The sequence below is a fragment of the Streptomyces sp. NPDC097640 genome (genome assembly GCF_040302705.1).
Lineage (GTDB): Bacteria > Actinomycetota > Actinomycetes > Streptomycetales > Streptomycetaceae > Streptomyces.
Window position 1 is genome coordinate 21280 of the sequence record NZ_JBEOSB010000046.1, and the last position, 19293, is coordinate 40572.

Genomic DNA, 19293 nt, shown 5'->3' on the forward strand with positions numbered 1-19293 from the left:
CTCCGTCCCGCAGATCTCCCAAACGCTACCGTATCGCCGGATCCGGCCCGGCCAGTGGCGTGGCGGGGCTGACCTCGTGGTTGACGAGATAGGTGGGCAGCCGACCCTGGGCGACGTCCACCACGTTGCGGGCCGCCTTCGTCCGTATCTCGATCTCCGAGTCCTCCGAGTACCAGGCGGTGTGCGGGGAGAGGACCACGTTCTCGCAGCGGGCCAACGGGTGGTCGGGGCCGAGGGGTTCATGGGCGAACACGTCCAGCCCGGCGCCCGCGATCCGCCCGGTCTCCAGGGCCTCGACGAGCGCGTCCTGGTCCACGACCGGTCCGCGTGCCGTGTTCACCAGGCAGGCGGTGGGCTTCATGGCGGCGAACTGCGCGCGCCCGATCATCCCTTCGGTCTCCGCGGTCAGCGGGGCGTGCACGGACACCACGTCGGACTCGCGGCACAGGGTGTCCAGATCCACCAGCCGGACGCCGAGCGCCGCCGCGTGGGAGGGGTCGGCGAACGGGTCGTGGGCGAGGACCGCCATCCCGAAGCCGGCCAGCTTCTCGGCGAGCAGCCGTGGGATGCGGCCGAACCCGACCAGCCCGAGCGTGCGCCCCCGCAGCCGCCTCAGTGGCCCCGCCACGGTGTAGTCCCAGGTGCCCCGGCGGATCGCGGCGTCGTAGCGGTGCAGCCCCCTGGCGAGGGTGAGGATCTGGGCCGCGGCGTGGTCGGACACCTCCTCCAGGGAGCCGTCCGGCACATTGGCGACGGCGATGCCCGCCTCGGTGGCGGCCGGGACGTCGATGGTGTTGAGCCCGATGCCGTAGCGGGAGATCACCCGGCAGCGGGTGAGGCTCCCGATCACCTTGGCCGTGACGGGGGCGTACTGGTTGATGACGGCGTCGGCGTCGGCGCAGACCTCGATCAGCTCGTCCTCGGTGGTGGCCTGGGCCGGGACGAGGGTGAGCCCCGCCGCCTCCAGGACCTGCCGCTCGGGCTCCAGGTCGGCGAATTCGTAGTCGGTGACGACCACTGTGAACATGGCGGCGATCAGCTCCCGTAGCGATGGTCGAGGTCCTGGTGGAAGCCGAGGTCGACGATGTCGCTGAACTCGGCGTAGGTGTGCTGGGCCGGGCCGCCCGCGGGGGTCCCGGCCGCCCGCAGGTGGTCCAGGGCGTCGGCGACCGCGCGGGTGGCGGTGAACAGCGCCGTGACCGCGTAGAACACCATCGAGAAGCCCATGTCGGCCAGGTCGGAGGCGGTCAGCCGGGTGGTCTCGTTGCCGTCCACGATGGACACCACCTTGGGGCCCTCGATGGCCTTGGCGACCGCCTCCACCTCCTCGATCCGCTTGATGCCGTCGACGAACACCAGGTCGGCGCCGGCGTCCTGGTAGCGGCGGGCGCGGCGTACCGCCTCCCCGACCCCGGCGGCGGGCAGCGCGTCGGTGCGTCCGATGACGAGCAGGTCGTCCGCGCCGCGGGCCTCGACGGCGCAGGCGAGCCGTGCGGCGCTCTCGTCCTCGGGCATCAGCCGGATGCCGCTCATCTGGCCGCACCGCTTGGGGGCCACCTGGTCCTCGAGGTGGATGGCCGCCACCCCGGCCTGGATGTACTCCCGTACGGTGCGGTGGATGTTGGACGGGCCGCCGTATCCGGTGTCGGCGTCCGCGATGACCGGGATGGACACCGCGCGGGTCATGTTGCGGGCGTGTTCGGTCATCTCGGTCTGGCTGAGCAGCCCGATGTCGGGCGTGCCCAGGCGGCTGGCCGTGGCTCCGAAGCCCGTCATGTAGACGGCCGGGAACCCGGCGGCCTGGACGAGGCGGGCCGTGACGGAGTCGGGCGCGCCCGGGGCCAGGACGATGCCGGGGCCGTCCAGGAGGGACGCGAGCGACGTGGCGGCTGACAACGGTCGGCTCCTTGCGTTGCGGGACGTTGCGGGTGGGTGGCGGGGGGTGTCAGCGGGTGGTGGCGGGCGCTTCGGCCGCGGGCGCCGGCTCGGCTCCCGGTTCGGCTCCCGCCTCGGTTGCGGCGCCCGGCTGCCGGGCCGGGCTGCGCCACAGGAGGATCAGCACGGTCGAGACCACCAGGGACACGACGGGGATCAGGAGGCCCGCGGTGACGGTGGAGCCGTCGGTCTCCTTGCCGACGAGGTACGGGCCGATGAACCCGCCGAGGTTGCCGATGGAGTTGATGGTGGCGATGCCGACGGCGACATGGGTCTTGGAGATGCTGTCGGTGGTCAGCGACCAGAACGGCGGGAGCCAGGCGAAGGCCCCGACCCCGGTCACCGCGAGCGCGACCACCGCGGGCCCGGGGTGGTCGCGCAGCGCGATCACGCCGGCGAGGCCCACCGCCGCGAGGGCGAGCGGCACGGCGACCAGGTACTTGCGCTCGCGGACCCGCTTCGACAGCCGCGCGTTGATCAACAGCGCGATCGCGGCGCAGATATAGGGGATGGCCGCGACGAAGCCGATGTTCGTGGCCGAGTAGTCGGGGTTGATCTGCTTGATGATCAGCGGCAGGAAGAGGTTGAACCCGTAGGTGCCGATGGCGAGCGCCAGATGGGTGGCGGCCAGGTGCAGCACCCGTCGGTTCTTCAGGGCGGTGAGCTGGGCCCGTACGCCCTCGTCGTGGCCGGTGCCCTGCTCGCTCTCCAGCGAGGTGTTCAGCCAGTCGCGGTCGGCGGGGTCGAGCCAGCGGGCGGTCGCCGGGGAGTTGGGGAGGAAGACGAAGGTCACGACGGCCATCAGGATCGCGGGCACGCCGGTCAGGATGAACAGCCAGCGCCAGCCGGGCAGCCCGAGCCAGCCGGTGTGGTCCAGGATCAGGCCGCCGAGGAGACCGCCGAAGATGAACGAGATGGGCTGGGCCAGCACCAGCCAGCCGAGCGCGACGGCCCGGTCGCCGGAGCGGAACCAGGTGGTCAGGTAGACGATGATGCCGGGGAAGAAACCGGCCTCCGCGACGCCGAGCAGAAAGCGCATCACGTACAGCATCTGCACGTTGGTGGTGAACCCGGTGATCACCGTGATGATCCCCCAGGTCGCCATGATGCGGGCGAGCCAGACGCGGGCGCCGAAGCGGCGCAGCAGCAGATTGCTGGGCACCTCGAAGAAGAAGTAGGCGATGAAGAAGATCGAGGCGGCGAAGCCGTATGCCGCGGCCTTGATGCCCAGATCCTCGCCCATGCCCAGCTGGGCGAAGCCGATGTTGGTGCGGTCGATGTACGCGATGACGTAGCCGACGGCGATGAGCGGAAGGATCCGCCACGAGATGCGCGAGACGGCTGCCCGTGCCCCGGCCTCGTCCAGCGTCGTGGTGGTGGTCCCGCTTGGTGCGTGTGTCATGTGCTTCCTCGATCTGGCGGGGATGAGGGGCGGCTCAGCTCATGATCAGTCCGCCGTCGATATTGACGGCCTGGCCGGTCATGTAGTCGGAATCGGGTGAGCAGAGGTAGAGGGCGAGGCCCGCGACGTCATCCGGCGACTGCGGGCGGCCCAGCGGGACGGCGGCGGTACGGCGCTTCCACGCCTCGCCCTCGCTCCAGCCCTCGGCGGCGGCCCACTCCTGGTCGATCTGGCGCCACATGTCGGTCTCGACGAGGCCGGGGCAGATGGCGTTGACGGTGATGTCCGGGGCCAGCGCGTAGGCCGCGGTCTGGGTGAGGCTGATGACCGACGCCTTGCTGGCGCGGTAGTGGGGGGTGAGGGGGGCCATCGGGCCGGCGCCGTACCGTCCGGCGATCGACGACATGGTGATGATCTTGCCGCGGGGGCGGTTGGCGGCCAGGGGTTCCTGGGCGCGCATGTGTGCGGCGGCGGCCTGCATGGTCAGGAACGTCCCCTTCACATTGACCGCGAAGGTGGCGTCCCAGTCCTCCTCGGTGATCTCCGGGAAGGGCTTGACCTGCACGATTCCCGCGTTGCAGACCATGACGTCGAGCCGCCCGAGCCCGTCGGCGGTGCGCCGGACCATCTCGGCGCAGTCGGCGGCGCGGGTCACATCGCCGGGTACGGCGAGCGCGGGCCGGCCGAGCGCGGCCACTTCGGCGCGTACGGCTTCGGCGCGGGCGGCGTCGCGGTCGATGACGGCCAGGTGCGCGCCCGCCGCGGCGAGCCGCAGGGCGATCGACCGTCCGATGCCGCGCCCGGCACCGGTGACCGCGATACAGAGACCACTGAGGTCTGCCACTCTCGTCCCTTTCGTCGAGGTGTCCGGCCGCGTCAGCCGGGCCGTTCGAGCTGGGACACTAGAGAAACAAGAACTGGGATACAAGACTTGTGTACTAGATAATTTCGGAGTCGTCCCCGGTCAGGCGGGGGGCTCAGCGGCCCATGGGACGTCCGGAACGGCCCGGTGAAGGCTCAAACCCGTGGCACCGGAGGTGTTCTGACGTCCACTCAGCAAGCGGCGTCCGGGGCGGCCCGGCCCGATGAGAAACCCGACGAGAAAGACACGACGAAAGAACGCATGATGGAACTGCCGAAGCAGCCGCCGACCACCACTGCCCGCCGCATCACTCGTACCGCGAAGCGCACCCCGAAGGAGACGAGCCGATGACGACATGGACGAACGACGAGCTCAGCAGGATCGAGACGTCGGACGAACTCCAGATGGCACCGCTCCGGGGCGACGGAACGGCGCGCCCGGCGGTGCCGATCTGGGTCGTCCGTGACGGTGACGACCTCTACGTCCGCTCCTACCGGGGCAGCGGCGGCACCTGGTACCGCGCCGCCCAGTCCAGCCACGCGGGCCACATCCGCTCCGGCGGCGTCGACAAGGACGTCACCCTCACCGAGGAGACCGACCCCGGCCTCAACGACCGCATCGACGCCGCGTACCGCTCCAAGTACAGCCGCTACAGCGCCACCTATGTCACCCCCATGGTGGCGGACACGGCGCGCGCCACGACGCTCAAGCTCATGCCACGCTGAACACACCCCGCCGTCGGTGTGTCAGTGGTCGCGCGGCGCGGCGACGCTGTCGCGTACCACGATGTGGGTGCCGAGCAGATGGTGTGCGCCCGCGGCGTGTTCGGGGTCGCGCAGGGCGATGCGCACGGCGGCGCGGCCGAGTTCCTCAGCGGGGGTGCGGACGGTGGTCAGCGGGGGGTTGAAGTCCTCGGCGAGCGGGATGTCGTTGTAGCCGACGACGGAGATGTCGCCGGGGACCCGCAACCCCGCCTCGGCGATGGCGCGCAGCGCCCCCGCGGCCACCATGTCGTCCCCGGCGAACACGGCCGTGAACCCGGATCCGTCATGGAGGAGTTCGGCCATCGCGCGGTGTCCGGCGGCGCGGCCCAGGCCGCAGTCGACGACGTGCGCGGCCTCGGGCGGCAGCCCGTGCTGTGCGAGGGCGGCCCGGTAGCCGGCGACCCGTGCGTCCAGGGCCGTGTTGCCGGGCAGCCCGCCGAGGAACACGATCCGGCGGTGGCCCGCGGAGAGCAGATGTCCGGTGATGGCATGGGCGCCGGCCTCGTTGTCGAACTCCACGACGAGCGCGGGGATGTCCGGGTCGGGCGCGGGCCGGCCGCACAGCACCAGCCGGGCCCCCGCGGCGTCGAGGGCCTGCGCGTAGTGGGTCACCCGCTCGCGGTAGGCGTCGTCCTCGACCACCCCGCCCACCAGGATCACCAGCCGGGCGCCCTCCTCCCGCATCAGCTGGACGAACTCCAGCTCGCGCTCCGGGTCACCGCCCGTGGTGCCCACCAGGCACAGCCACCCGCGCCCGGCCGCCTCCGCCTCCACGCCCTCGGCGACCTGTGCGTAGAACGGGCTGGTGACCTGGCGCAGCACGACGGCCACCATCTTGCGGCCGCCGCCCACCAGGGCCCGGGCGTGGGCGTTGGCGACATAGTCCAGGGCCCGTGCCGCGCGCAGCACCCGGGTGCGGGTGGCCGGCGGGACCGGGTAGTTCCCGCTCAGCACGCGCGAGACCGTGGCCACGGACACGCCCGCCCGCTCCGCCACCTCGCGGATCGTGACCCGCCCCTTCGCCGCCATCCCGCTCCCCGCTCTCTTCGCCTCGTACGTGTGCGGCCATTCTGTCTCGCCGATCGGCCGAACGGCCCACCGGACGGCACCGGCCCAGGGTCCGGCCACCGCATGGCGACGAGCCGGGGTGGACCGCCGGACACCGTCCTCCCACGAATCACGGGAAAAGACGACGATTACCCCATCCACCTCACAACCGAAATGGCCTATTTCGCGCTTCTTGACGTGAAGGGTCACCAATACGATGGCGCAGATCATCAATCGGGGGGCAAGTGTGTTGCGTAAGCGATCGTCATACGAGCTGCTCCATCCCGGTGAAACGACCGGTGATGATGGAGCCATCTGCCAGACCGCGACCGTGAATGGCCACCGCTGCTAGAGCGTGCCACAGGAGACCGTGGTCAGGAAATTTCCCGCGACGTATGCGTGGGGTACCGGGCGGCCGTGGTGCGGGGCAAAGGCCGCGCCGGACATTTTCTTGATGTGAAAGGAACAGAAGCGAGGAGGGCGCGTGCAGCCTGAACGTGTGTCGGAACTCGCGGATCTGTTATCGCGCGCACGCAGTGCCAGGGCGGGCATGGGCAATGCCGTCCTGGTCCGGTCCGTCTCGGGAATGCACTGTTCCGCACTGCTCGGTGAGGTGGCCGAACGCGTGCGGCGCTTGGGCAGCATCATCCTGAGGCTGTCGTGTTCTCCTTCGGACGCTCACCGCCAGTTCGCTGTCGTCCGCCGGCTCAGGGCGGCCTCGCTCAAGGTCGCGGGCAGGGATGAAAGCATCGAGGGCGGGGAACCGCTCAGCGGGATACCCGAAGGCACCGGCTCGTTCGACCATCAGCTCTTCGAAGCCCTGTGGGAAGGGTTCACGCAGGGCGCCCGCCGGCATCCGCTGGTCGTCATCGTCGATCACATCCAGTGGATGGACGAAACCTCGCTGCGCTGTTTCGGATTTCTGATGCGCCATCTGAACAACCTGCCGGTCCTGCTGATCCTGGCTTACCGTACGGACGAAACCCCGGTCGACCGCACGCTGATCGACGACATGACCAAGTGCGACCGATGCCAATCCCTCACCCTCAGCCCGCTCTCCTCGCACAGCGTGCGCGACGTGGTCGAGACCGCGTATTCCGGGCAGGGGTGCGATGACGAGTTCGTGCAGGCCTGTGCCGAGGCCACCCACGGACATCCCTCCCGCCTGGAAAAGCTGCTGGCGTTCCTGACCGCCGACTTCGTGCCCCCTCGGGCGTCACAGGTCGAGCGAGTGCGGCGATGCGGTGAACGGCTCCAGGCCGAGGCCGCCGCCGACCGACTGCTGCGCCAGCCCGCCAACCTCCGGGAGGTCGCCGAGGTCGCCGCGGTGCTCGGCGAAGAAGGCGATTGCGCGGTGATCGCGGACATGCTCAACCTGTACGGGGACACGATCTGGGGACTCACCGCGGAGCTGACCCGGGTGGGGGTCTTTCGCGCGACGGGCACCCCCGAGCGGTACCGCTTCAGCAATGCCGAGCTCAGGAAGCTGATTCACCGGGACATGCCCGCCGATGCGCGGCGCGCGCTGCACATGCGGGCCGCCCGGCGGCTGAACGATCTGGGGGCGCCGCTGCCGCAGGTCGCCGAGCACCTGCTCCAGGCCGACGTGGCCGAGGACGCGTGGGCGTGCGGTGTCCTGAAGCATGCCGCGGATGACGCCCTGAAGGCAGGCGACCCCAAGACGTGTGCCGAGTACGCGTGGCGTGTGCTCCGGGACTGGATTCCGGAGGAGGAACGCGCGGAGGTGCTCTGGCTGCTGGGCCGCGCCGAGGTGCTCTTCGCGCCCGCGGCCGCCGACCGTCATCTGGACGAGGCGGTCCGCCTCTTCTCCGATCCGGAACGCCAGGCGGCGGCGATCGTGGAACGCGCCTACGCACGGGTCCTGCGGCAGGGCAGTGCCGAGTCGGCGCTGCGTCCGCCTCGCACCGTGCTCGCCCATGTCGACGAAAAGGCGTTCGCCGAGCTCGCCGATACGGAACTGAGTCTGGGCCTGGAGTCCCTGACCAGTACGGTCCCCGCCGAGGGAAGGGCGCCGGCCCTGGAGGCGCTCGACCGTCCCGCCCCGAGCCACACACTCGGGGTCACCCCCGGCGAGCGGGGGCTGCTGGCGGCCATCGCCGGCGATCTCGCCTGCAAGTCCGAGCCCCGCGACGTCCCGCTGGAGCTGGTGCAGCGGGCGCTGGCGGGCGAGCGGCCCGCCGACAGCGCTTCGATGGTGCTGCTGCTGCGATGTATCACCGTACTGACGTGGGCAGGACATCTGCGTGAGGCCCAGCGCTGGGCCGATCACATGCTGACCAGAGCGCTGGACCAGGACGCGCTCTTTCCCCGGGTGATCGCTCATTGCCGGCGCGCCGAGATCGCGGTGCGGATGGGAGATCTGCCCCTGGCGCTCACCGAGGCCAAGTGGGCGCTGACCCTCACCACTGCCCATCATGAGGTGAGGAGCTGCCATGCCGTCGCGGTGACCGAGGTCGCCAGGGTGCGCGGGGCCATGGGGCACTACGAGGAGTCCGTCGGCCTCCTGCAAGGACTCCACGACCTGCCCGCGAGCGCCCTGGGCATTCGGGGTGTGTTCCGCCTGCACTCGGGTGACCTCCGGGGCGCACTCGCCGACCTGATGGAGTGCGGGCACCGGCTGGAGGCCCTGGAGATCGTCAACCCCGCTCTGAGTGCCTGGCGCGGCTTCGCCGCGCTGGCGTGGAAGGGGCTTGGAAACGACGCGGAGGCCCGTCGGCTTGCGGAAACGGAGGTTGAACTGGCCCGGCGCTGGGGCAATCCCGCGGTCATCGGCCAGTCGTTGCGCTCGCTGGGGGAAGTGAGTTCGGGGGCGGCGGCGGAGCGCGCGCTCACCGAGTCCGTGTGCCTGCTGGAGCAGACCGACGCCCGGCTCCAGCTGGCGCTTTCACTCGTCGCGGCGGGCCAGGCGCAGGGGCGCAAGGGTTCTCTCGCACATGCCCGGCAAGCGCTGCACAGGGGGATGCTGCTCGCCGAGGAGTCGGGCGCGCAGTGGCTCACCGCCGAGGCGCACAAATCGCTGCTCGCCTCGGGGGGACGGCTTCGGCGCACCCCGGTGTCCGGGCTCCCGGCCCTCACCCCGGCCGAGCGTCGTATCGCCATACACGCTGCCCGGGGGAGAACCAACAAGAGCATCGCCGATCTGCTGCACATCACCCCGCGCACCGTTGAGGTCCATCTCACGCATGTCTACAGCAAATTGTCCATACCTGGACGGGACGCCCTGCCCAACGCCCTGGGCGCGGTGTTGCGCCACGAGTGCTGAGGCGTGCACCCGGTCCTGACGGCATGCGGTTACGGGCCTACCGGCGCCCCACCACGGCGAACCCCAGCAGCAGGACGAAGCCGTCACCGGCTACGAAGCTCTGCCAGGCGGTCATCGCCCGGAGATACGCCGTCATACTGACCGCGCCCCGCTCGACCAGCGGCAACAGCCGCTCCGGGGACAGTTGCGGCGCCAGCGCCGCGAGCCCCACTTCGTCGCTGGTGTAGGCGAACGGTCGCACGGTCACGTCCGTGTAGCCGGCGTCCCTGAGCACGCGGGGCAGTCGCCGGGCGATCAGCCGGTCCCCTCCGGCCGAGGACTGCGCCGCGCCGAGTGCACGGTACGCCTCTTGGGACAACCCCGACAGGTCGGGCTCCGCCGTGCCCCACAACCCGGCGTCGATGTCGATCACGGCAAGGTGTCCGCCCGGCCGCAGGACCCGGCGCAGCTCCCGTGCCGCGGCGACCGGCTCCCGCAGGTGCTGGAAGACGTACCTCGACAGCACCAGGTCGAACGTCGCGTCCGCGAACGGCGTGTCGCCGATGTCGCCAAGGAACAGCTCCGGTCCCGCTCCGGCTGCCCCGCGAGCGCGCGCCCGGTCCAGGAGTCCGGGGTGCACGTCAAGACCGACGACCCGGGATCCCGGCAGCGCGGCGCTCAGTTCCGCGGTCACCGCGCCGTTTCCACAGCCCGCGTCCAGCACCGCCCCACCGCCGGGGGGCGCCAGGGGCTCGAGGATGCGCCACTCGTGAGCCCAGGTCAGCGCGGCCTGGCGGTCCAGGCGCTCAGCCTCCTGCTCGAATCCGCCCAGTTCCCTTTCGGGGCGGTAGCTGCGAGCGCCCGGCGTCACCGGCTGTCCCGCCTCACCCATGGCGCCGCTCCACCCGCATCAGCAGACCGTCCCGCGGACGCAACGTGACCAGCGCCTCGGGGACGACCGTGGTGCCGGGTGCCCGGGTCAGCCGGAGCCGCTGGAGGACGACCGTGAGGACGAGCATCGCCTCCGTCGTGGCGAAGGCCTGCCCGATGCAGACCCGGGGGCCACCGCCGAATGGCAGGTACGAGTGGTCCGCTCGGCTGTGCCGGCGCTCGGGCCGGTACTCCTCGGGCGCCTCCCAGTGCTCCGGATGCCGGTGCAGCGTCCAGGGGCTGATGCACACCAGCGTGCCGGCGGGGATACGGAGCCCGCCGAGGAGGTCGTCGTGCACTGCGAGCCGGGAGATCAGCCACACCGGCGGGAACAGGCGGATGGCCTCGTCGAGACACTGCCTGGTGTAGACCAGATCGGGCAGGTCCGCGGCGGTCGGCAGCCGGGTGCCCACGACCCGGTCGATCTCGGTTCGGACCCGCCCTGCGTGCTCGGGGTACCGGTCGAGCAGGTGGAGCGTCCAGCTGAGGGCCTTCGCGGTGGTCTCGTGACCGGCCATGACCATGGTCAGGACCTGGTCGTGCAACTCCTGGTCGGAGAGGGCGTCGCCGTGCTCGTCCCGCGCGCCCAGCATCGCGTCCAGCAGGTCCCCGGGGTGCCCATGGGGGCCGGTCAGCCGCCGGGCCCCGATCATGGTGCCGACCACCCTGTCCAGGAAGCTCTTCGCGCCCGAGTACGCCCGGAGCCGGGCCCGGAAGTCCTCGTCCTCGGGCGGGGTCCCGTCGAAGTGCCCGATGAACCGGTTGATGTCGTCGACCGCCTGCCCGAAACCGCGGCCGCCCGCCGTCAGTTCGGAGCCGAGCAGCGCGGAGGCCACCACCCCCAGGGTGAGTGCCGTGAAGTCGTGGTCCACCCGGACGGCATCGCCCCGGTCGGCCGCCCCGCCCCAGGCAGTGGCCAGGTCGAGAGCCGCCTCGACCATCAGGCCGTCGAACGACTCGACCGCCACGCGGCGGAACGATGGCGCGCACAGTCGCCGCTGCCGTTCCCACTGCGCGCCGTTGCTGGTGAGCAGCCCCTTTCCGAGCAGCGGGGTCAGCATGAAGTCGTCCGGCGTCCCGGCCTTGGTGTAGTTGGTGTAGTTGTCCTTCAGGATGTGCCGGGCCAATTCCGGCGTATTGGCGAACCACACCGTCTGGCCGCGGGTGCGATGGCTACAGAGGTCGCCGTACTCGTTGACCAGGTCCTGAAGGAAGGTGAGCGGATCCGCGCGTATGCCGGCCAGTTCCAGGTCCTCCGCCGGCCCTGGGGGGCGGTCGTCGGAGCCGGCCGTCGGGATGGCGTCGGACGTGGAGGGGCGGGGCATGACGAGTCTCCTTCGGAACGGGCGGGCCGCGGGGCAGCAGTGGATCAGGACATCTGCCGCTGGACGAGGCGGTAGAACATGCCGCCCTTGTCCTTCAGCAGTTCGTCCGGGCTGCCGGCCTGCACCAGCCGGCCGGCAGCCAGAACCAGCACCCGGTCGGCCCGCATCACCGTCGACAGCCGGTGGGCGATCACGACGCGGCTCGCGTTCAGCCGCCGCATGCTCTGCGTGACGATCTCCTGGGTGCGGTTGTCCAGCGCGCTGGTGGCCTCGTCGAAGAAGAGGATGCGGGGCCGGCCGATCAGCGCACGGGCGATCATGAGCCGCTGTCGCTGGCCGGCCGACAGCGTCGTCGCCCCTTCGGAAAGGACGGTGTGCATGCCCATCGGCATCCGTCCGAGATCTTCGTCGAGTCCGGCCATCTCCGCGGCCTCCCACGCTTCGTCGAGCGAGTAGTTGCCCATGCCGCAGATGTTGGACAGGACGCTGCCGGCGAACAGGTTTCCGTTCTGGAGCACGACGCCGCACTGTCGGCGGACGGCCGTCACGTCGAGCGACGACAGGTCCATGCCGTCGTACAGGACCGCTCCGGTGGTGGGCTCGTCGAAACCGATGAGCAGCCTGAGCAGCGTCGACTTCCCGCACCCCGTCGGGCCCACGATGGCGACGAACTCCCCGGGCCGCGCCTGGAAGCTGACATCGTGCAGCACCGGCGGCTGGTCGTCGTGATAGCGGAAACTGACGTTGGCGACCTCGATCTCGCCGTACAGGTCGCCGGGCGACTCCTTGGTGGCCGACACCTCCGGCACCTCGGAGATCACCGGTTGCAGCCCGTCGAAGAGCGGTATCACGGCCGACGCCATGGTGACGCTCCCGGTGACCTGGACACAGGCCGCCAGCATCATGCCGTAGGCACTGTTGAACGTCAGGAAGTCGCTGACGGAGAGCTGGTGACTCGCCGGGCCACCGACGAGCCCGAACAGCAGCAGCGAACACACGATCAAGTAGCCGGAGTTGAAGACGGTGACCACGTTCTGCAAGCGGCGTGCGCGGGACGACAGCCTCCGGGACTGGGCGAATCCCAGGGCCCAGTGGGAGTACGCCCGGTCCTCCGCCACGGCGACGCGCAGCTTGGACAGACCGCCGAGCATCTGGAAGAGGGTTCCGGCCAGTTTGTGGTCATGCTCGGTCAGCCGCTGCTGCCATTTGGTCTGCTTGATTCCCACGGCCAGGCAGACCCCGCCACCGGCGAGTGCCAGGGCCAGCGCCATCAACGCCAGTGGGACGCTGTAGAAGAACAGCAGACTCAGGTTGGTGACGAACAGCAGGCAGCCCAGCACCACCTGGTTGGTGATGCCGGACAGCACATCCCGGATGGTGCTCACGCCCATCGCGGAATTGCTCAGCTCTCCGGTGGAGACCTTGGTGAAGAACGCGGTGGGAAGCCGCAGGAGCCGGTCCCACACCGCGGCTTGCGCCCGCCCCTCGAAGCGCCCTTCCAACCGCAGCAGCGACAGGTTCTGGACCGCCGACAAGACCGCCGAGAACAGCGCCGCGGTGAACAGAACCACGCACACCTGGGTCACGGGCCCCCGATCGGCACGGGGTACCAGGACGCCGAGCACTTTACCGGTGAGCACCGGAACCAGCAGTCCCAGCAGTGCCGCGGCCAGCCCGAGTCCGACCATCACCCCCGCGTCCCGCGCACTGCCGCGCAGACCGAAACGGACCAGGGCGCCCCGGCTCAGCGGTTCGTCCGGCAGCGGTGGGTAGAACATCCACGCGGTGTTCTCCAGCCGTGCGGCGTAGGCACGGCCGACCCTCACGCCATTGCCGCCGGCCTCCCGGGCCTCGTACCGGCCCCGCCGCCAGATCAGCGCCACCGGGGTGCGCTTGGTGACGGCGTCGTCCGACGGGCCCCGCGGTCCTTCGGTGGTGTCCGGACCGAGGTGGGCGAACAGCGGCCCCAGGTCCGTTCGCCACCATCTGCCGTCCAGACGGATCTGCCGGGTTCGGAAACGTGAGGACACCGCGATCCGCTCCACGGGGCCCAGCCGGGCGTCGGACGCCTCCGAAGTGGAGGCGCGGGTGATGTCGACGCCCGAGGCCTGCCCGACGATGCGGGCCACCGCCAGATAGGTGTCCTGGTCGGACGGGTCGAAGTCGCCGTCCCCCGACGAACCGAACGGGTCGAGCACAGCTGCCAGAGCGCGTGAGGAGCGCTGGAGCGTATCGGCGTCCAGTTTCCGGCGCTGCCTCATCTCGCGGCGGGCCGTGGACCGTCGGCTGATCATCCGATCGGTCAGCCGTCGCATGAGAAGTCGCTGCTGGGACAGGACTTCGTGGGCGAAGCCCGGGTCGGCCATGACCTCCGCGGTGCGCAGTACGCCCACCACCGCGCCCTGCGGGGAGCGCACCCAGTCCGCCTCGGTGACCAGGAACCGTTTCGTGATGCCCCGGCCGGGCCAGCCCAATGTGGCGAACGGGTCGGAGGCGGGCGGCGGGGATGGCGCGGGCGGTGGGGGCGGTGGCGGCGGTGGGGATGGCTTGGTGGAGGCGGGCCGGGAGTGTGCATCGGCCTCGTTGACGTCGGTCAGCGCCAGTCCGACGGACCCCTGGAGCACCTGGATCCAGACCGCGCCGTCCACCGAGCGTGCCATGGACCCGGCCGGCAGCCGGGTGCGGCGCGAAGATCCGGACACTCCGTCGGCGCTGTCCGTTTCCAGCGGGACGAATTCCCGCGGCGGCAACTCGGTCCGCACGGCGTCGGCCAGTGCCACGAACCCGGCGTCCAGTCCGGCCGCCAGTTGCGCCGCCAGCCGGCTTCCCGGCCTGCGCGCGGCGGAGAGCGCGTCGGCCAGCGTGCAGTCGCGCACGGCTCCGCCGGGCAGCGGCTTGCCGACCAGGATCGGCCCGTCCGACCGGCCGCCGCACAGTACGGTGCCGGTCCCGACGCGGCACAAGAACGTCCAGCGTCCGCTGTCCTCCTCGCTGACGGCGAAGAGGTCCAGCATGCCCTCGGTGACGAACGACAGGCGCCCGGGGTCGTCCAGCGCGAAGACGCCTTCTCTCCGAGCGCCGAGGATCCCGGCGAGCTCGGAAAAATCCATCGCTTCCGAGTCGGACCAGATCGGGAAGTGGGATGTGGTCACTGCCTCACTGCTCCCGGATCAAGTCGGCGTACAGTCCCTCTGCCCCGACAAGGGTGTGGTGTGTGCCGCGCTGCACGACCCGGCCGTGATCCAGTACGAGGATCTCGTCGCTGTCCCGGATCGTCGACAGCCGGTGGGCGATGATCACGCAAGCGCAGCCGAGCCGGCGCAGGTTGTCGTCGATGCGCTTCTCGGTCTCCGCGTCCAGCGCGCTCGTGGCCTCGTCGAGCACCATGACGCTGGGCCCGCGAACCAGTGCGCGGGCGATCTCCAGACGCTGCCGCTGACCTCCCGAGAAGTTGGAGCCGCCCTCGGCGACGAAGCTGCCGAGGGTGCCCGGCCGGGAGGCCACGACGTCGTAGACGGCCGCGGCGCGCAGAGCGGCGACGATCCTGTCGTCGGGGATGGAGGTGTCCCACAAGGTGACGTTCTCCCGGACCGTTCCCTCGAAGAGGAAGATGTCCTGGTCGACGAAGGACACCGCGCCGCCAAGGGTGTCGCGGGCGTAGTCCCGGCGTTCCCGGCCATCGAAGAGGATCTGGCCGGACCATGGCTCGTACAGGCCGGCGATGAGCCGACTCACCGTGGACTTTCCGCTCCCCGAGCCGCCCACCAGCGCCACGCGCTGTCCGGGCCTCACGGTCAGGTCGAAGTCGCGCAGCAGCGGATCCCCCAACGGGCTGTATCCGAAGGTGACACCGCGCAGTTCCACGCTCGCCACGCTGGTGGGCCGACGGGAGGCCGGAGCCGGCGGGGTGGGAGCGGGCGGCGCCGTGTCGCCGAAGGCGGTGGCCAGCGGGAACCGTTCGATGTCCTTGAGCCGGTTGATGTCGGCGGCCACGTCCTGCACCCGCGGCCCCAGGTTGGTCAACTGGGAGACCGGACGGGTGAAGTTCGTCACCAGCGTCTGGAAGGCGACCAGCAGACCGATGGAGATGGCCCCGTCGATCGCCTTGAGACCGCCGATCAGCAGAATGCAGCCGCTGTCCACCGCCGCCAGGAGCGGTGGTACGACGGCGAGCAGCGCGGTAGGAGCGCCGAGGACCTGCGATCCCGACACCACCTTGGCCTGGAAGCCCGCCCAGCGCCCGAAGTAGTCGTTCTCGGTACCTGACGCCTTCATCGTCTCGATGAGCTGGAGGCCGTTGAACGACGCCGCCGTCAGCCGCGCCCGGTCCGCCCGTAGTTTGGTCACCGCGTCGCTGCGGAGCCGTGACACCAGGCGCAGCACCACGATGTTCAGCAGCGCCACACCGACGCCGATCACGGTCAGCTCGGGATCGTAGGTCCACAGCAGGATCGCGTAGAAAACCACGAGCAGCGCGCTGACCGCCGCGGTCGCCACGTCCCGGGACAGGATCTCGGCGACTCTGTCGTTGGAGGTGACCCGCTGGGAGATCTCGGCCGGGTTGCGCTGCGTGAAGAAGACCACCGGCAGGCGCAGCAAGTGCCGGACGACGCGGGCCGAACTTCGGATCGCCGTCGACGACTCCACCCGCAGGAGATGTGCCTGCTGGAGCAGGGTCAGCACTACGGTCAGCGCCGCGACCACGCCCATCGCGCCGAGCAGCGGTGTGATGAAGGAGTGATCGCCGTTGTTCAGTACCCGGTCGATGAAGGCCCGGGTGAACGCGGGAACCGCCACGCCGGGGACGATCAGCAGGATGCTGGCCAGGAGCGCGAGCAGCAGTGCCCCACCGTTGCTGCTGTAGCGGGCGTACAGGTCCGAGAGGACGCGCGGGGGGCGTCCGCCGCGCTCGAAGTCCGGCCCGCGCTCGAAGGTGAGTACGACGCCGGTGAAGCTGTTGTCGAACTCCTCCATGGTGACCGTGCGCTTCCCGGAGGCCGGGTCGTTGAGGTGGACCACCGGCCGTCCGAGCCGTGTGCCCATCCCCTCGTAGACCACGAAGTGGTTGAAGTTCCAGAACAGGATCGTCGGCGGCCGCAGCTTGCGGAGTTTTTCCACCTCCATCTGCCGTCCGCCGGCCAGCAGACCGTAACTTCTGGCCGCTCGCAGCAGGTTTGAGGCCTTGGCCCCGTCACGGGAGACGCCGCAGGCGGTCCGCAGCTCTTCCAGCGGCACGAAACGCCCGAAATGACCCAGCACCATGCTCAGTGAGGCCGCGCCGCACTCGACCGCCTCCAGTTGGATCACGGTCGGGGTATTGACGCGCATCCGCTTTCTGGAGCGACCCTCGCGCCGGCGCCGGCCGCTTCGGTTTCCGCGGCGCGGCTGTCCGCCCGCCGCCTTCGGGTCGGCCTTCCGGCCCGGCGTGTGCTGTGGGGGAACGGATCGAGTCGTCATCGCGGCAGCAGCCAATCAATAGGACGCTCACCGGGCAGTCGGCCGATGCCCTTGACCTGGGTCCACGAGTTGATGCGGAACGGCGGTCCGGAATCTGTGGTCCAGCGGTATCCGCTGGGCCGGTGGGTGTCGCGATCCGGGTCGACGGTGATCCGGATGGGACCGCCCTGGTCCAGGAGTTGCGTGGCCAGCAGTTTGTTCCCACCCAGGAAGTCCTGCACCTGCTGCTCGGTCTGGGGGAACTGGTCCATGGCGGTGACCCGACCGCGCATCAGGCCGAACGCCTGCGCGGGAGCCGACGCCACGTCCATGTCCACCCTGTCGCCGATCTTCAGCATGCCCGCCTTGTCCGCGGGGGCGAACAGGACGGCCACCAGGCGGTCGTTCTCACCGTCGGTGCGCTCCACCGTCATGAACGTCGCGCCCGCGGCGACGTACTGCCCGTTGCCGACCAGCAAGGCGATCGCGCGGCCGGAGAAGGGGGCCCGGACGGTCTTGGTGGCTCCTTCGGCGTCGACCACGGTCAGCACCCGATCGCCCTTGGTCACCACCTTCCCGGTCTCGACGAGGACGTTCGACACCGTCCCGCTCTGCGGACTTTCGACCTTGGAAACCCCCAGAGGATGGGTGAGGATGCCCGGCACGTCCACGCTGCGGGCCAGTTCGCCCTTGAAGGACCACACCAGGCCGCCAGCGATGATCGCCCCCACGACCGCCAGCACCGCCCAGGCACGCGGCCGGGTCAGGCGCACGGGGCTGTCCAGGTCATCGGGTTGGCGCAGGTTCTCCAGTGCCTTACGCCGGAACTCCATCGCTGCCCTCCTTTCCACGGCTGCCGAGCAGGAACTCGCCGACGGTCGACTCGCTCTCCCAGGGCACCCCGGAGGCGTCGGCGAAGGCGTCGGAGTCGCCGCCGCCGAGCCCGCAGCCCGCGAGCCCCATTGCGGTGGCGACGCTGTACATCACCTGGTAGAGCACCCCCACGTGTTTGAGCACCAGGGCGTAGCCCATCGAGGAGTACTTCCACATCACCCTCCCGAAGCGCGCCGTGATCAGCAGCGTCACCTGCGGCGGTGAGGACATCTGCGCGGTCGCGCGGGACATGTCGGCAAGGCGGGTCAGCGTCGGCCCCGGCTCGGCGACCAGTTCCAGCCGGTGTCCCTCGGGGTCGTAGTGGTACAGGCCCGGTGCCACACCGTCCACCTGGTGGATCAGCGGATAGATCTCCAGTTCGTACGCCCGGCCGCCGGACGGGTAGGGCCGGTCGCCCAGTTCCTGCGATCCGTCGTCGTACGTGCCCCGGTTCCGTGCGCCGCGGTACAGGAACTCGCCCAGCTGCTCGGCCGTGAGCGGCGCCGAGCTGTCGTGCAGCCGTAGCGACTGCCGGTCCTCCAGTACCTCCGTGAGGGTCCGGTCGCTCGCGCGCAGCGCCTCCAGGTCCGCCCGGGGCAGCTCCACCGAGCGGCCGTCGAAGGGCGGCCGGACCGAGGGCAGCGGCTCGGCGAAGCCCTTGGCCCAGTACGTGCCGCCGTACGGCAGGTCGTGGCGTCCGACGCGAGTACGGCTGTGGAACCACAGCTCGTGCGGGGACCACTGCGCGAAGCGGAAGCTCTCCTCGGCGGCGCCGCTCCGCGGAACCAGAAAGCCGTGCCGGGCCAGGGCGCTCAGCAGCGCGGGGACCGCAGGGTCGTGGGGAGCCGGCCCCGGGCCCTGCTGTGTGGGCAGCGAGGCCAGCAGACCGACGAGCGCCGGATCGTGCAGTTCGGCGGCGACGTGCGCCAGCGGCGACTCCAGCACCATGCCCGTGCCGTCGGCGCGCAGCACGGCGAAGCGGGACATCCGCAGCTCGGCCGGGTCGCCGTCATGCCTGAGAACGGGCGGAACGGCGGGGCCGAGCGGACGGAAGGTCAGCACGGGCGACCCCGCGACCTCCAGGGTGACGGAGAGCCAGCCGCCCGCCCTCAGCCTCCGCAGCAGCTTGGGTATCTTGAGCATGCCGAGCTCGCCCTCGTGGCTCTGGACGACGTCCAGCAGCTCGTCACTGCCGGCCTGTCCGGCGGCGAGCAGTTCCATGACCGCCGCCAGTCCGGGTGTCAGAGCACCCAGCGAGGTACCGCGCTGCCCGATGAAGATCTGGGTCGCGCCGCTGGGGACGGTGACGATCCGAGCGTCTGGGTGAAGCCGCAGGAGTTCACCGACACGCACCGGACCGGGAGCGGGTGGGGGGTTGCTGATGGCGCCGTAGGGATCGGGACCAGTCATGTCATCTCCTGGGAGACTGCGGTGAGGAAAGCCCTGTCAGGGGCAAG

General features: G+C 70.5%; 13 protein-coding genes. 2 read left to right on the forward strand and 11 right to left on the reverse strand.

The window, feature by feature from the left end; translation table 11 throughout:
• Nucleotides 1-25: 25 nt before the first annotated feature.
• From ABTY62_RS44620 to ABTY62_RS44635, 4 genes are read right to left on the reverse strand one after another with little or no spacing between them, the layout of a single operon-like run.
• Nucleotides 26-1027, reverse strand: a complete 1002-nt coding sequence (locus ABTY62_RS44620; protein ID WP_352135117.1) for a C-terminal binding protein — start codon at nt 1025-1027, stop codon at nt 26-28.
• An 8-nt stretch (nt 1028-1035) separates the two neighbouring features.
• Nucleotides 1036-1896, reverse strand: coding sequence for an isocitrate lyase/PEP mutase family protein (locus tag ABTY62_RS44625; protein WP_352135118.1), 861 nt, complete (start codon nt 1894-1896; stop codon nt 1036-1038).
• Nucleotides 1897-1945: 49 nt separating this feature from the next.
• Entirely contained in the window at nt 1946-3337 is a 1392-nt protein-coding gene (locus ABTY62_RS44630) for an MFS transporter (protein WP_352135119.1), read from the reverse strand.
• 34 nt (nt 3338-3371) lie between these two features.
• Nucleotides 3372-4181 (reverse strand): SDR family NAD(P)-dependent oxidoreductase, encoded by an 810-nt coding sequence (locus tag ABTY62_RS44635; protein ID WP_352135120.1) that lies wholly within the window; start codon nt 4179-4181, stop codon nt 3372-3374.
• A 365-nt stretch (nt 4182-4546) separates the two neighbouring features.
• Between ABTY62_RS44635 and ABTY62_RS44640 the strand changes: the two genes are divergently transcribed.
• Nucleotides 4547-4924 (forward strand): DUF2255 family protein, encoded by a 378-nt coding sequence (locus ABTY62_RS44640; protein WP_311730499.1) that lies wholly within the window; start codon nt 4547-4549, stop codon nt 4922-4924.
• 21 nt (nt 4925-4945) lie between these two features.
• Here ABTY62_RS44640 and ABTY62_RS44645 read toward each other — a convergent pair whose 3' ends face one another.
• Nucleotides 4946-5992 carry a LacI family DNA-binding transcriptional regulator gene (locus ABTY62_RS44645; protein ID WP_352135121.1) on the reverse strand — a complete coding sequence of 349 codons (1047 nt, stop codon included), beginning with the start codon at nt 5990-5992 and terminating at the stop codon, nt 4946-4948.
• 502 nt (nt 5993-6494) lie between these two features.
• Here ABTY62_RS44645 and ABTY62_RS44650 point away from each other — a divergent pair.
• Nucleotides 6495-9293, forward strand: a complete 2799-nt coding sequence (locus tag ABTY62_RS44650) for a helix-turn-helix transcriptional regulator (RefSeq protein ID WP_352135122.1) — start codon at nt 6495-6497, stop codon at nt 9291-9293.
• Between the two features lie 37 nt (nt 9294-9330).
• On the opposite strand, the gene ABTY62_RS44655 is transcribed toward ABTY62_RS44650, so the two are convergent.
• From ABTY62_RS44655 to ABTY62_RS44680, 6 genes are read right to left on the reverse strand one after another with little or no spacing between them, the layout of a single operon-like run.
• On the reverse strand, nt 9331-10164 hold the full coding sequence (locus tag ABTY62_RS44655) for a methyltransferase domain-containing protein (RefSeq protein ID WP_352135123.1): 834 nt from the start codon (nt 10162-10164) through the stop codon (nt 9331-9333).
• Nucleotides 10157-11527 carry a cytochrome P450 gene (locus tag ABTY62_RS44660; RefSeq protein ID WP_352135124.1) on the reverse strand — a complete coding sequence of 457 codons (1371 nt, stop codon included), beginning with the start codon at nt 11525-11527 and terminating at the stop codon, nt 10157-10159. Before ABTY62_RS44660 ends, ABTY62_RS44655 begins: the two co-directional genes overlap by 8 nt.
• A gap of 44 nt (nt 11528-11571) precedes the next feature.
• Nucleotides 11572-14679 carry an NHLP bacteriocin export ABC transporter permease/ATPase subunit gene (locus tag ABTY62_RS44665; RefSeq protein WP_352135125.1) on the reverse strand — a complete coding sequence of 1036 codons (3108 nt, stop codon included), beginning with the start codon at nt 14677-14679 and terminating at the stop codon, nt 11572-11574.
• A 4-nt stretch (nt 14680-14683) separates the two neighbouring features.
• On the reverse strand, nt 14684-16984 hold the full coding sequence (locus ABTY62_RS44670; protein WP_502997646.1) for an NHLP family bacteriocin export ABC transporter peptidase/permease/ATPase subunit: 2301 nt from the start codon (nt 16982-16984) through the stop codon (nt 14684-14686).
• A complete protein-coding gene (locus ABTY62_RS44675; RefSeq protein WP_352135127.1) occupies nt 16981-17796 on the reverse strand; it encodes a biotin/lipoyl-containing protein in 816 nt (271 codons plus the stop codon). Before ABTY62_RS44675 ends, ABTY62_RS44670 begins: the two co-directional genes overlap by 4 nt.
• A complete protein-coding gene (locus ABTY62_RS44680) occupies nt 17780-19246 on the reverse strand; it encodes a SagB family peptide dehydrogenase (protein WP_352135128.1) in 1467 nt (488 codons plus the stop codon). Before ABTY62_RS44680 ends, ABTY62_RS44675 begins: the two co-directional genes overlap by 17 nt.
• Nucleotides 19247-19293: the final 47 nt, after the last annotated feature.